Genomic DNA, 14470 nt, shown 5'->3' on the forward strand with positions numbered 1-14470 from the left:
CGTCGACAAGCGACGTGCCCGTCTTTTTTACCCTGTAAAGTGGTGTAAACATTCTCAGGAGGAGTTTAAGTGGATTTATTTGATTTTCCCGACGACTATTCAGCGGGCTTCGCTGTCCTGGTAGGTCGCCCCAATGCCGGCAAATCGACCCTTACCAACGCTCTCGTCGGTCAGAAAATTGCGATCACTTCAAATCGTCCGCAGACTACGCGTCACACGATTCGCGGTATCGTCCATCGTGAAAAATTCCAGTTGGTGCTGGTGGATACTCCGGGGTTGCACCGTCCGCGTACTCTGTTGGGTGAACGACTCAACGATATGGTGGCAGAAACGCTTTCAGAGGTCGACGTCGTAGGTTTTTGTATCCCTGCAAATGAGAAGATTGGCCCAGGTGACCGATACATCGCCCAGCAAATTGCTGCTTCAGGAAACCGTCCTGTGGTTGCTATTGTGACCAAAGCGGATACTGTTTCTCAGCAGGAACTAGCCGAGCAGCTCATTGCTGTACATCAGCTAGGTGAAGAAGTAATGAGCGCTGAACGCGCAGCACGCACCGAACGTAAGCAACGCCAAAATACTTCTTCAAAAAAGAAAAATCAGGATAAGGCATTTCAAAAGGGTACTGGCCCTGCAGCGCAGCGCAAAAAGCAGTCTGCAACTCAAGCTCCGGCAGCTAATGACGGACGCGGTGGCTGGGCAGATATTATTCCAGTTTCTGCCGTCAAAGACTTCCAGGTGGAGGAAGTAAGCAATCTGTTGGCAACCTTCCTCCCGGATTCCCCTCCTCTCTACCCAGAGGGCGAACTCACCGATGAGCCCGAGGTAACTCTGGTGGCCGAACTTGTGCGCGAAGCAGCTCTCGAAGGGGTCAGAGACGAACTGCCTCACTCGGTTGCTGTCACCGTTGAAGAAATGAATCTGCGCGAGGGCCGCTCTGAAGATAACCCCTTGCTAGATATTCACGTTAATTTGTTTGTGGAAAGATCTTCACAAAAGGCAATCATTATCGGTAAAAATGGTTCTCGCTTGCGCGAAATCGGTTCTCAGTCCCGCAAAAATATCGAGGCTCTACTGGGTACAAAGGTCTATCTAGATATCCATGTGAAAGTGGCTAAAGACTGGCAACGTGACCCGCGTGCACTTGGTCGTTTAGGATTTTAAATTCGACCTTTGAGTTACCCCTTCCGTTTATCATCCCCCGTACCGCCAGCAGATGAAAGAGAGTAATCAGTGGCAGAATCTGTGAATCCTGACTCCTCGACGTCTCGTCTAAGAAGCTTTGGACGCCACATGCGCCAGCACCCCGTGCGTTCCAAGAAGTACAAATGGATAGCGCTCTCTTGCGTGGGACTACTCCTTTTAATGGTTGGTATTGCCGGGGCTTCTTTCGTTCGTCTACGGACCAATATTCAAACAGATGCACTCAATCTTGGAAGCGCGCAAAACGCTAATTTAGAAGACGGCGCCTTGGATATTTTGGTAGTCGGTTCCGATACACGTTCAGGTTCCAACTCGAATTATGGGGATGAGAACGATGCCGCTTCTGGGGCACGAGCTGATGTCATCATGCTGGTACAAATCAGTCAAGATCATCAGAACGTTTCGGTATTGTCCTTCCCCCGCGACCTCATTGTAGATATTCCCGCTTGTAAGGCTCAGGACGGAACCGAATACGCCGAGGCGAAAGATACTCAGATTAATGAGTCGTTGTCCCATGGTGGCCCTGGTTGCACTGTTGCCACGATTAGTTCAATTACCGGCGTCAATATTGATCACTTTATGCTGGTTGATTTTAACGCCGTAAAAGCGCTATCGAATGTTATCGGTGGCGTAGATGTGTGTGTTACTCAAGCAATTGACGATTCATACTCCGGCCTCAATATACCCGCAGGCAATTCTTCGGTGCAGGGCGAACAAGCTCTGGCGTTCCTCCGTTCCCGGCATGGGTTTGGCGATGGTAGCGATACCAGCCGCATCGCAGCCCAGCAAAGTTTCTTAGCTTCTATGTTCAGAAAGGTCAAAGCGGAGGGAACTCTTTCTAACCCATCACAACTAATGAACATCGCAGAAGCTGTCACTCAGAATGTGACTGTCGACCAGGGTCTCACTAATCCCGCCACGCTGGTTGATTTGGGAACCATGGTCTCCGATATCGATCTTAGCCAGATTGTTTTCGCTACAGTTCCGCATGAACCGTACACATACAACGAGAACAAATTGCAGATTTCCGATTCTGCGCAGGCGATCTTTGAGAAGTTACGGCAGGATCAGTCATTGCGAGTAGAGGCAGAGCCATCAACCAGTGCTTCGCCTGCGGCATCGGCTTCAGAAACTGCTCAAGAACTTCTTCTTTCTGCTCCCGTAGAGGTACTTAATGGTTCTGGATCTATTCAACAGGGTAAGCATGTAGCTTCTTTGCTTGAACAGGAAAAGTTCACCAACGTTACTGCGCAGAATGATACGAGCAGTTATGCCAGCTCCGCCGTCATCTATCCCGAAGGATACGAACAAGAGGCGAAGAAAATAGCAGACAAGTTGGGCATCACTGAGGCCCGCGTTTCAACCAGTTATGCAGCCATTACCGTGCTCGTAGGTGAAGACTTCAAGGACGGCGATGCAGTAGCTCAGAAGGAAAGCAAAATTGCCGGTGAAGCACAGGGGCAGACAGCTGACCAGGTGAAATGTCAGCAATCATTTCAATATTAAGCTAGATCAAGGGTTGATTCCATATGGTGGAATCAACCCTTGAGTATTAGCTGGGTCATATGGGACACGTGATATTTTCACTAAATGATTTTGTTTAAAGGCTGCACTGATTCAAACGCCTAGTTTGACTCCATTTTCTCCTTTTCAAGAAGCAATCATGTTTTCTCTAGAGCAAGGGTAAATATCGTGAAAAATTTGCAGAAACCATCTTCAATGCCGGTTCACAAATACCGTCCGTATTCAGAGCAAATTGATATTCAGCTCGAGAACCGTACATGGCCCAACAAGACCATCACGAAAGCTCCACGATGGTGCGCGGTAGATCTTCGCGACGGAAACCAGGCTCTCATTGATCCCATGGATTCTGAGCGAAAACTCGCTATGTTCAAGCTTCTGGTCGAAATGGGTTACAAGGAAATTGAAGTGGGATTCCCTTCGGCGTCCGCTACTGATTTCAATTTTGTACGCACACTGATTGAAGAGAACCATATTCCTGACGATGTCACCATCCAAGTTTTGGTTCAGTGCCGTGAGCACCTCATTGAAAAAACCTTTGAATCTATCCAGGGTGCAAAGAATGCGATTGTGCATTTCTATAATTCAACCTCTGTATTACAGCGAGAGGTCGTCTTCAATAAGGATGAAGACGGGATTTTGGATATCGCGCTCACCGGAGCACGGCTTTGCAAGAAATATGAGGAACAGCTGGCGGGGGATGCGAACATCACCTATGAGTATTCCCCTGAGTCATACACCGGAACCGAGCTGGAGTTCGCCGTCCGGGTCTGTAACGCCGTCACAGACGAACTGGAAACTGGTCCAGGTCGGGAAGTTATTATTAACCTCCCCGCCACTGTCGAGATGGCGACTCCTAATGTCTATGCCGATTCCATAGAATGGATGAACCGGCACCTGACCAATCGTGAGCACATCATTCTTTCACTGCACCCTCATAATGACCGCGGCACCGGCGTCGCAGCGGCTGAATTGGGTTATCTTGCGGGCGCAGACAGGATTGAAGGTTGTCTCTTTGGCAATGGTGAGCGCACGGGGAATGTCGATTTGGTGACGCTGGGACTAAATATGCTGACTCAGGGTGTTGACCCGGAAATTAACTTCTCTGATATTGATGAGATTCGTCGAACGGTTGAGTATTGTAATCAGCTACCTGTTCACGAGCGTTCACCCTATGGTGGCGACTTAGTTTTTACAGCTTTTTCTGGTTCCCATCAGGACGCTATCAAAAAGGGTTTCGACTCTATGGAACGTCGTGCGCGAGAAGCCGGTAAGAGTATTGACGATTTAGAGTGGGGCGTACCCTATTTGCCGTTGGATCCTCGCGACGTGGGGCGCAATTACGAAGCTGTCATTAGGGTTAACTCGCAGTCCGGCAAGGGCGGAGTTTCCTATCTTTTGAAGAAAGATTATGGTCTGGATTTGCCTCGACGCGCGCAGATTGAGTTCTCTGGAGCTATTCAGGCGCGCACAGATGCCCAGGGCGGAGAAGTAACCAGTGAGAATTTATGGAAAGTCTTTGCTGATGAATATCTTCCTGCGGAGGATCCTGAGCATCGCTGGGGTAGGTTCCGTTTGGAATCTATCAATGTGGATTCGCAAGAGGGCGGGGCAACCAAGCTTAAGGTTCTCTTAAATGTGGATGGCCGTCGTTTCGAGAAGACGGCAACGGGGTCTGGCCCTATTGATGCCATGCAGTCGGTATTCCACTCTGAAGGTATCGATATTCGTTTGCTCGATTATTCAGAGCATACGCTTTCTTCTAATTCCAATGCCCGAGCTGCAAGCTATATTGAAGCAGCAGTGGGTAGCAGAGTGTTGTGGGGGATTGGTATTGATTCCTCCACAACCTGGGCATCTTTGAAGGCTTTGACGTCTGCGGTCAACAGAGCGCTTCGAGATAGCAAGTAACTTGTTAGTGGGGGCAAGGATAGGGTTTCCTTGCCCCCGTAGTTTTCTCCACTTTTTGAATATGTGATGATATAAGAGTGAGTTCATCAGCTAGTTCTAAAACAATTTTTGATCAAGCCATAGTCTTACGCGGTCAAAAATTGGGGGATGCAGACAAGATTGTTATCTTGCTGACGAGAAACCACGGGATTGTTCATGCCGTTGCTAAAGGTGCTCGCAAAACTACCTCAAAATTTGGGGGACGGTTAGAACCTTTTATGCTGGTGGATGTTTCTCTTACGGCGGGTAAAGACCTTTATACGCTGACGCAGGTTCAAACGGTGCGGGCTTATACTTCACCTATCATGAGTGATTACTCAGCTTACCTTGCAGGATTAGCACTTATTGAGTTAACAGAAAGCTTAGGAAAATTTGAAGAGGGGGAAAGTTCAAACCAGCTGTTCGTGATGCTTGCTGGGGCTTTGTCTTCGCTCTCTAGTCAGCGTCTGAGACCCTTAGATATTGTGAATGCTTATTTTCTACGCGCCATCTCTTTAGCGGGTTGGGGTATGAACCCTACTGTCTGTTCCCACTGTGGGTCATCAGAGAATCTTCGCTGGTTTTCGGCAGAAGACGGATTGCTATGCGAAAATTGTGGAAGGTTAGAAGTGCTCAATGTTAGCAAACCGGTCAGCGAAGAAACCTTGCATTATTTATCTGATGTGTTCTTGGGCCGGTGGGAGAGCGTTACGGCTATCTCACCCCAGCATTCTGCAAAAATAGCATATGGATTAATCTCTACTTTCGTGCATTGGCAGTTGGAGAAACCCCTCAAATCATTGGCTTTGATAGAAAAGGAATTTTGATGCCTGTTGCTCCTGATCCGCATCCTAGCGGAGCAAGGCCCCCTGCTATTCCTGTCCAGTTTGTACCCCGGCATGTCGCTGTAGTGATGGATGGGAATGGGCGATGGGCTAATGAACGCGGGCTACCTCGTAACGAGGGGCATAAAGCGGGGGAGAAGTCCCTTGTCGATGTCGTCGCTGGTGCCATCGAGATGGGCATTCCCTATGTTTCTGCCTACGCTTTTTCCACGGAAAATTGGAAGCGTAGCATGGATGAAGTCAGTTTCATCATGCGTTTTACCACAGAGGTTCTCACGCGTCAGCTGGAAACGTTACAGGCATGGGGGGTGCGTGTGCTCTGGGCAGGGCGCAAGCCTAAGCTCTGGAACTCTGTGATTAAGCAGCTGCAGTACTGCGAAGAGCAGACAAAGAACAATACGGTGTGTACCCTCGTCATGTGCGTCAACTACGGTGGGCGCGCGGAAATTGCAGACGCCACAGCCCGCATCGCGGCTGAAGTTGCAGCTGGAAAACTGAAACCGTCCTCTATCTCCGAAAAAACTATCGAAAAATACCTGTACAACCCCGAGGTTCCCGACGTCGATCTTTTCCTTCGTTCCTCGGGGGAGTTGCGAACATCTAATTTCTTACTCTGGGAAAGCGCTTATGCGGAGCTAGTTTTCCTTGATGTTTTGTGGCCTGACGTCGACCGTCGAACTCTATGGGACGCCGTTGAAGTGTACGCCCGTCGAGATAGACGGTATGGCGGTGCCGTCGATAAGATTTCTTCCCATTCATCACACCAACAGTAGAGAGCTTTCCATGAAAATCTATCCCATACTTTTCAAGCTTGTTTTTAAACCGATGGATGCAGAGCTAGCGCACAAGATTGGGTTTAAGGGTATTCAACTCTTGCGTGCTAGCAAACTGACTCCCGTTGCACGCAAATTTCTATTACCCGATGCTCCGCTACGCACCGAAGCTATGGGGTTAACTTTTCCCTCGCCTTTTGGAATCGCAGCAGGTTTTGATAAAGAGGGATCGTGCATCAATGCCCTGGGAGATTTGGGCTTTGGACATGTGGAAATCGGTACTGTGACTGCGCAAGGGCAACCCGGTAACCCTAAGCCCCGTCTCTTTCGTTTGGTTGAAGACTTCGCAGTCATTAACCGCATGGGATTTAATAACGAGGGAGCCGCAAAGGTTGGGCCTCGTCTTGCCGCCGCTCGCGCAGATTTTGAAACTGAGTTCAGGTTCTCGTCTTCAGCTCGCCCAATCATCGGCGTCAATATTGGAAAAACAAAGGTGGTTGAATTAGAGGATGCCGCTGAAGATTACCGAATTTCTACTATGACCTTGGCTCCGCAAGCAGATTACATGGTTGTCAATGTGAGCTCTCCTAATACTCCCGGTCTTCGATCGCTTCAATCAGTGGAAACTCTTCGCCCTTTGTTGCAGACTGTACAGGAAGCAGCGGTCTTGGCTGAGCCAAATCGGCATGTACCGCTTTTGGTGAAGATTGCTCCCGACCTTGCGGACGATGAAATCCTGGAAATTGCAGATTTGGCAGTTGAATTAGGACTTGATGGAATCATCGCTACCAACACTACTATTGCGCGTGAGGGCTTGGGTCTACAGTCTGATGCTCAAAAGGTGAGCGAAATCGGTGCTGGAGGACTTTCGGGTGCGCCCTTAAAGAATCGCTCGCTTGAAGTATTGCGGCTCTTAAAAGAACACGTGGGAGAGAAACTCACTCTTGTTTCCGTGGGTGGGGTGACTACTGCCGGCGATGTAAAAGAACGTCTCGATGCTGGGGCAACTCTTGTTCAGGGGTATACAGCTTTCCTGTATGAAGGACCACTATGGGCAGCACGAATCAATCGGGAGCTGAAAAAGCTTCTTAAATAGAAAAATGGTGGAGTGTTCTAGAACACTCCACCATTTTTATTGGACTTTAGCTGGGGTATTGACCGCGCTTCACCTGAGGCTTAGGAAGTCGAATTCGACGAATCATCATGGCACGGTTAATGGCGTACATTGTAGAGCCTGGTTCGACTTGTCCAAACTTAGCCAGAAGCTTCTTTTTCAGACCTCGCCACATGAACCACAGGTCCAAAGCGAGGAGAGCGATGAAAATCCACATGAGGGTTACAGTGACCAACTGAATGGACTGGATGAAGATGCCCGCCACAAAAATTAGAAGAAGAGCGATAATCATGAAATCGCCGACGTTAAACCGGGCGTCGACGTAATCGCGAATATATCTGCGCTGAGGTCCCTTGTCCTTAAGCGGTAAATGCTTTTCATCGCCAGTTTGCATGGCAATGTTTTCTTTCATTCGCTGCTCGCGCAATGCAGCCCGGTTGGCTTCTTTGGCTGCTTTTCGGTCAGCAGGTACCAGGGGCTGACGCCGCGCCTGTTGTTGTTGCTTGCGAGAAGGCGTGGGTTTCCCCTTGGGAGCGGTGTAATTCGGAGCATGGTGTTCTTCCTGAGGTTCAGGAGTTACAGTAGCTTCATTCACCACAGAATCTGCTCGCACAGAACCTGATGTACTTCGAGAATCTTTTTTACGTCCAATCACCTGTTAAGAATATCGAACAAAAGGTGGTTCTACTCAATCCATCGTAAGGTTATGTATATGAATACTGATACTCCAGAATATTTCTCGCATTTTGAAGCGCTTGACCATGCTGTAAACGCAAAGTTTGATTCCGCCGTGGAACAGCTAACTGAGCTGGTAGCTATTCCGTCCATTGCATGGGAAGCTTTCGATTTATCGCAGGTTCACAAGAGTGCAGAAAAAGTAGCTTCATTAGCTCAGCACGTGGGTTTTGACTCGGTTGAAATCTTGACTGCTTCCTACGGGGAAAATCAAGATACACAGGGTATGCCAGCAGTCGTTGCTCGCAAAGAAGCTGAAGCGGGTTACCCCACTATTTTGCTGTACGCGCATCACGATGTGCAGCCAGTGGGAGATTTAGCTGAGTGGAATACTGAACCCTTTACTGCCACAGTGCAGGGGGACAGGCTCTTTGGCCGCGGCGCAGCAGATGACAAAGCTGGTGTTTTAGCTCATCTCACGGCATTTTCGGTAGTAAAAGATGTGTTGGGTGAGGATTTCAAGGCTGGCGTTACTCTTTTTATTGAAGGCGAGGAAGAAGCAGGATCGCCGAGTTTTGGGCAATTCCTTAAAACTTACAAAGAGAAACTTAAAGCAGATGCAATTGTCGTAGCCGATTCGTCCAACTGGAAAGCAGGAGTACCTGCGCTCACAACCGGTCTGAGAGGATTAGCCAGCGGAGTTGTGAATGTACGCGTGGGAGATCATGCGGTGCACTCCGGCATGTTTGGCGGACCTATGATTGATGCACCCACAGCCTTAGTACGACTTCTTGCTTCGCTTCATAACGATAAAGGTGCAGTAGCAGTTGAGGGTTTAATACATGCACCTGAACCTGAGGTTGAATATGAGGAAGCAGATTTCCGAGCTGATTCCGGAATGCTAGATAATGTACAACTGGCGGGGGAGGGAAGTATCTCTTCTCGCCTTTGGGCACAACCGGCCATCAGCATTATCGGCATGGACATCACCCCTATAGCCGAATCTTCTAACACTATTTCAGTCCAGAATAGCGCCAAGCTCAGTGTGCGTTTGGCTCCTGGGCAAAATCCTCAGCAGGCCCATCAAGCTATCGAGGCACACCTTCACAGGCACTCTCCATGGGGAGTTGAAGTAAGTTACACTGCCGAAGACACCGGCCAACCATTCTCCGCAGATACTTCAGAGAGCAGTATACAAATTGCTCTTTCTGCCATGGAAAAGGCATGGGGAATTGCTCCAGTGCAAACAGGTTTAGGTGGGTCTATTCCCTTTATTGCAGACCTGAAGGAAGAGTTCCCCGATGCTCATATTCTCATTACAGGCATTGAAGATCCAGATACGAGGGCTCACAGCGCTAACGAATCCCTCTACATCCCCGATTTCAAGCGAGCAATCCTTGCAGAAGCTCTCATGGTTACCAAATTCTGCGAAAAGAAATAGTATGGGGAATAAAGCTTCGGTATAGAGCGGTTAACTTAACTAGAGAAAAATTCTCTGGAACCATTTTCTCAAGATTTTAAGGACAAAAAGATGACTGAAACAGCGACTGAAACCTCAACCCACGGCGTTCAACTCACAGACACTGCAGCTCAGAAGGTTCGTGCACTTTTAGAGCAGGAGGGGCGCACCGATTTGCGCCTGCGCGTTGCAGTACAGCCGGGCGGTTGCTCTGGCTTGATTTATCAGCTGTACTTTGATGAGCGCAAGCTCGACGGCGATGCAGTCCGCGATTTCGACGGAGTTGAAGTCATTGTTGATCGCATGAGCGTTCCCTACCTAGATGGTTCAACTATCGATTTCGAAGACACCATTGAAAAGCAGGGCTTCTCCATTGATAACCCCAATGCACAGGGGTCATGTGCTTGTGGCGATTCATTCCACTAAACAAAATCTATGACTACATTTGGGGCGTTCCATCCTTCTCGATGGAACGTCCCATTTTTTCTCAATATTTTGCGAAATAGTTAAGAAATAGCCGTAACTTCACTGACATAGTGTCAGCAGAATGCACTTTCAAGAGGTAAGCTCATATAGAAAGATTTATGTCGCATTCTGTCCACACACTGAATCGACCTAACACGCACACCGCTAAAGGAAGGGCCGTCTGTGAGTTCGCAGCATCGAACCGGCAGCCGCAAGCTGAAGGGTCTGGCACTGGCCGGAGTGGCTTCAGTTTCAGCACTGTTGATGACCGGTTGTTCGGAAGAAGCCAAACTGGGCTGGTTGCCTACAAAGCGTGGAATTACTGACAACGCTGACACCATCATGGATCTTTGGATTGGTTCATGGGTAGCAGCGCTGGTTGTTGGCTTGATTACCTGGGGTCTTATGCTCTGGTGTATCATTGCCTACCGCCGTCGTAAGAACGATGTTGGTTATCCTCGTCAGCTGAGCTATCACGCTCCTCTGGAAATCTTCTACACCATCATCCCCATCATCGCTATTGTTAGCCTTTTCAGCTTCTCTGACCGTGCTGAGCGCGAAATCACCGCTCCTAAGTCTGAGACTGCTGACGTAAGCATTGAAGTTTATGGCAAGCAGTGGGCATGGGACTTCAACTACCTCGACAAGAATGTTTATTCTTCCGGTGTTCAAGCACAGCTTGACGGTCAAGAAGGTCATGAAGAAACCCTTCCTACTCTTTACCTACCCGTAGACTCCACCGTTGATTTGCAGCTGAAATCACGCGATGTTATTCACTCTTTCTGGGTTCCTGCTTTCCTTGAGAAGCGCGATACTATTCCCGGTCAGACTAACCACATGTACTTCAAGACCGGTTCTGAAACCGGTACCTATGCAGGTAAATGTGCAGAGCTTTGCGGTGAGTACCACTCAGAAATGCTTTTCAACGTTAAGGTTGTAACTCAGGAAGAGTACGACGCTTACACTCAGAAGCTTGCGGATGAAGGTAACGACGGCCGTCTCGGCGACGAATACAACCGTAACCCTAACCAAAACGAATCACAGTAGGAGGTGACCCGTGACTACTCTCGAGTATTCAGCAGACTCAGCAACCCAGGTTGCTCCTCGGGTTGTGCCTAAGTCAAAAGGACGCATCGTCGTCAATTGGCTAACCACTACCGATCACAAAACAATCGGGTATATGTACCTGATTTCTTGCTTTATTTTCTTCTGCATCGCGGGCATTATGGCTTTGCTCATGCGTATGGAGCTCTTTGAGCCCGGTATGCAGGTGCTACAGACTAAGGAACAGTTCAACCAGCTTTTCACCATGCACGGCACTTTGATGTTGCTGATGTTTGGTACCCCTGCATTTACTGGTTTTGCTAACGTTTTGATTCCCCTTCAGATTGGCGCTCCTGACGTTGCGTTCCCTCGTTTGAACGCTTTGGCTTTCTGGTTCTTCCTCTTTGGTTCCCTAGTTGCCCTTGCAGGCTTCTTGACCCCTCAGGGTGCTGCATCCTTCGGTTGGTTTGCTTATGCCCCATTGAATAGCACTACCTATTCACCTAGCGTAGGTGGAGATCTCTGGGTCTTCGGTCTAGCTTTGCAGGGTTTCGGTACCATCATGGGTGGCGTAAACTTCATTACCACCATCTTGTGCATGCGTGCTCCCGGTATGACTATGTGGCGTATGCCCATCTTTACCTGGACGACCTTGATTACCGCCATCCTCATCATCATGATCTTCCCTCCCTTGGCTTCAGCACTGTTTGCTTTGGGTATGGATCGTCGTTTGGGCGGACACATCTTTGATCCTGAAAATGGCGGCGCTATTCTCTGGCAGCACCTTTTCTGGTTCTTCGGTCACCCTGAGGTTTACGTTCTAGCACTGCCTTTCTTCGGTGTTGTTTCGGAAATCATTCCTGTGTTCTCACGTAAGCCGATTTTCGGTTACAAGGGTTTGGTTTTCGCTACCATCGCTATTGCGGCACTTTCTGTAACAGTGTGGGCACACCACATGTATGTAACCGGCGCAGTTATGTTGCCCTTCTTCTCGTTCATGACCATGTTGATTGGCATTCCTACGGGTATGAAGTTCTTCAACTGGATTGGTACCATGTGGCAGGGTTCGCTTACCTTCGAAACACCTTTGATTTGGGTTATGGGATTCCTCGTCACCTTCCTCTTTGGTGGCTTGACTGGTGTTATCTTGGCAACCCCTCCGCTTGACTTCCACCTATCTGACTCATACTTCGTGGTAGCTCACTTCCACTACGTCATTTTCGGTACCGTAGTCTTCTCCATGTTCGCTGGCTTCTACTTCTGGTGGCCCAAGTGGACTGGCAAGATGCTCAACGAACGTCTAGGTAAGATTCACTTCTGGTTGCTGTTCTTCGGCTTCCACATGACCTTCCTGATTCAGCACTGGTTGGGTGTTGATGGTATGCCCCGTCGTTACGCTGACTACATGCCAGAAGACGGTTTCACCTGGATGAACCAACTCTCAACTGTAGGCTCAATGCTTCTCGCAATCTCGATGATCCCATTCTTGTGGAACGTCTACGTGACTGCTCGTTACGGCAAGAAGGTTGAGGTTGACGATCCTTGGGGCTTCGGCGGTTCACTTGAATGGGCAACTTCTTGCCCTCCTCCGCGTCACAACTTCACCGTTCTACCGCGTATCCGTTCCGAGCGTCCTGCACTGGATCTACATCATCCCGAACTGTCCACCAACTACAATGTTGCAGCAGCAGCTCGCCAGGTATCTGAGCACGCGCAGACCGCTGTTGGCTCAGTAAAGCGATAGGGAGTAGCTACTATGAAAATTCTTGGACAGCTTTTTCTTGGCTTGGGTATCTTCCTCGTACCGGTTGGAATTGTGTATGGTTTAATGACGCAATTTACAGACTGGGCTGGATTCCCCGCAATCTTAGCTACCGCCGTGATGTGTTTCTTCTTGGCATTCTTTTTGATGTTTACCGATAAGAAGCACCCTCACCAGCCGAACGAAAATCTTGAAGGCGAAATTGCCGATACCACCGGTGACTACGGTTTCTATTCACCGTGGTCTTGGTGGCCGCTGATGATTGGTCTCGTTTGCGCAATCCTGGTAACTGGTTTGGCAATGTGGCAAGTATGGGTAATTACCCTTGCTATTCCTCTAGCAATTCTTGCTTGCGTTGGCTGGGTATATGAATACAACCGTGGCAATCACGCTCACTAACATATAACCGCCGAGAAAGGGCAGTAGATTCATTTGAATCTACTGCCCTTTTTATATGCGTATTTCAATAACTTCTTGACAGCTTCGTGTTCGATTCTCTTTAGCCTTAACTGACTTAGGAGACTCATAAGAACACCCATCCCGGAACAACTCGAGTAAAAACATTCATTCGCCGACGAGTCAAAACAAACTAACTGCGCGGTACGAGCATCAAAAGCTAGATGCGAATCCTCTTTAAAATTCTTCCCTACTACTTTATTTAGAATCCTTGAACTGGTGGGCACTCACATACCCGTCATAAGACGAATCCCCCTCGATAAAAGATTCCCTTTAGCCAAGGAAAGAACCTTAACTCCCAAATCGCTATGTTGCATAAGAATAGCCTCATGCTGAGCTGCCCATGCTGAAATACTTCTTGAAGCGCTAAAGACCAGTTCAAGGTGCATGGGAATTTACGGGAAGTAATCATCTAAGCTGTCCGGGCATCTGCTTAGGCTCCGCCAGGGCGAAAATCATCGACTCTGCTACCCAGAGTCAGATTTACGGTTACGCCTGCTTCTTCAAGCCTTTGAATTTCACAGGTTGCGCTTCTGAAGCAACCAATAGAGTTTCTAATCTCACAGTTCGGCTTTCTTTGGCTTTGATTCGAGAACAGTCCACTGCTTGTCGATAGAAGCTTCTGGATAGTTACTGCCTGTTACGGTGCTAAGAAAGCATATAGGACCAACTCAGGAGTCTTTCCTAAATAGGGAGATGGTAACACCTAAAATCTGTTCACGTTCCCTCCTGAGGCCAGTTATGAGTTTGACTCAGATATATGATTCACTGTCAACCACGATGTGAAACGTGGACAGGAGCAAACCTATCTATACTTCAAAGTTTGGTGAGAGGGTTCAAGGTATAGACGATAACCATGCTTGACCGTCAATTCCGCCTCCTCGGCAGCAGCGACGAAGAGGAATTTGGTTCAAGGAAACTAGATTCGCCGGGAAGCCATCTCCGGAAGCGTATATGGCGTTTTAAGACAATGTAATTCTAGAAATGATATGAGAATTAGTTAGCTTCTCATCGCCCCGCAGAGCTGCGTTTATACGGCTTGAAAGCTATTTTCACGTGAACCGTCTTTGCACATAGCCAGATGGTTAACAACCTAACTCGATTTTTAAGGGCACACCGTTTCAAGAAGCTAGACATACTAAAAGCCCCTCTCCAAGTGAACTGCTCCCCATTAGTTGGACTGAGAAATCAGTTTCTAACTAGTGGGGAGTATTTTTTTGAGAGCAC

General features: G+C 48.6%; 12 protein-coding genes. 11 read left to right on the forward strand and 1 reads right to left on the reverse strand.

What is annotated here, in order from left to right; all coding sequences use genetic code 11:
• The first annotated feature begins 69 nt into the window (after window positions 1-69).
• From ACFR81_RS08915 to ACFR81_RS08940, 6 genes are all read left to right on the forward strand, one after another.
• Window positions 70-1161 (forward strand): GTPase Era, encoded by a 1092-nt coding sequence (locus tag ACFR81_RS08915; RefSeq protein ID WP_068171106.1) that lies wholly within the window; start codon window positions 70-72, stop codon window positions 1159-1161.
• 69 nt (window positions 1162-1230) lie between these two features.
• Entirely contained in the window at window positions 1231-2706 is a 1476-nt protein-coding gene (locus ACFR81_RS08920) for an LCP family protein (RefSeq protein ID WP_343874831.1), read from the forward strand.
• Between the two features lie 186 nt (window positions 2707-2892).
• Window positions 2893-4632 carry a 2-isopropylmalate synthase gene (leuA, locus tag ACFR81_RS08925; protein WP_145176748.1) on the forward strand — a complete coding sequence of 580 codons (1740 nt, stop codon included), beginning with the start codon at window positions 2893-2895 and terminating at the stop codon, window positions 4630-4632.
• A 77-nt stretch (window positions 4633-4709) separates the two neighbouring features.
• Window positions 4710-5477 carry a DNA repair protein RecO gene (gene recO, locus ACFR81_RS08930; protein ID WP_343874828.1) on the forward strand — a complete coding sequence of 256 codons (768 nt, stop codon included), beginning with the start codon at window positions 4710-4712 and terminating at the stop codon, window positions 5475-5477.
• The gene (locus ACFR81_RS08935) at window positions 5477-6268 is read left to right on the forward strand and encodes an isoprenyl transferase (protein ID WP_343874826.1); all 792 of its coding nucleotides are present in this window, start codon (window positions 5477-5479) and stop codon (window positions 6266-6268) included. Before recO ends, ACFR81_RS08935 begins: the two co-directional genes overlap by 1 nt.
• A gap of 10 nt (window positions 6269-6278) precedes the next feature.
• Window positions 6279-7364 (forward strand): quinone-dependent dihydroorotate dehydrogenase, encoded by a 1086-nt coding sequence (locus ACFR81_RS08940; RefSeq protein ID WP_343874823.1) that lies wholly within the window; start codon window positions 6279-6281, stop codon window positions 7362-7364.
• A gap of 46 nt (window positions 7365-7410) precedes the next feature.
• On the opposite strand, the gene ACFR81_RS08945 is transcribed toward ACFR81_RS08940, so the two are convergent.
• Complete coding sequence (locus ACFR81_RS08945; RefSeq protein ID WP_145176737.1) at window positions 7411-7995, reverse strand: DUF3043 domain-containing protein; 585 nt, start codon at window positions 7993-7995, stop codon at window positions 7411-7413.
• 99 nt (window positions 7996-8094) lie between these two features.
• Between ACFR81_RS08945 and ACFR81_RS08950 the strand changes: the two genes are divergently transcribed.
• From ACFR81_RS08950 to ACFR81_RS08970, 5 genes are all read left to right on the forward strand, one after another.
• Window positions 8095-9498, forward strand: a complete 1404-nt coding sequence (locus ACFR81_RS08950; protein ID WP_145176734.1) for a dipeptidase — start codon at window positions 8095-8097, stop codon at window positions 9496-9498.
• A gap of 90 nt (window positions 9499-9588) precedes the next feature.
• Window positions 9589-9942 (forward strand): HesB/IscA family protein, encoded by a 354-nt coding sequence (locus ACFR81_RS08955; protein ID WP_145176731.1) that lies wholly within the window; start codon window positions 9589-9591, stop codon window positions 9940-9942.
• A 222-nt stretch (window positions 9943-10164) separates the two neighbouring features.
• Window positions 10165-11028 (forward strand): aa3-type cytochrome oxidase subunit II, encoded by an 864-nt coding sequence (gene ctaC / locus ACFR81_RS08960; protein ID WP_068171081.1) that lies wholly within the window; start codon window positions 10165-10167, stop codon window positions 11026-11028.
• Window positions 11029-11038: 10 nt separating this feature from the next.
• A complete protein-coding gene (ctaD, locus tag ACFR81_RS08965; RefSeq protein WP_190616532.1) occupies window positions 11039-12769 on the forward strand; it encodes an aa3-type cytochrome oxidase subunit I in 1731 nt (576 codons plus the stop codon).
• Window positions 12770-12781: 12 nt separating this feature from the next.
• Entirely contained in the window at window positions 12782-13186 is a 405-nt protein-coding gene (locus tag ACFR81_RS08970) for a cytochrome c oxidase subunit 4 (protein WP_343874815.1), read from the forward strand.
• Window positions 13187-14470: the final 1284 nt, after the last annotated feature.

The sequence above is a fragment of the Rothia amarae genome (assembly GCF_042677725.1).
In the GTDB taxonomy this organism is placed as follows: Bacteria; Actinomycetota; Actinomycetes; order Actinomycetales; family Micrococcaceae; genus Rothia; species Rothia amarae.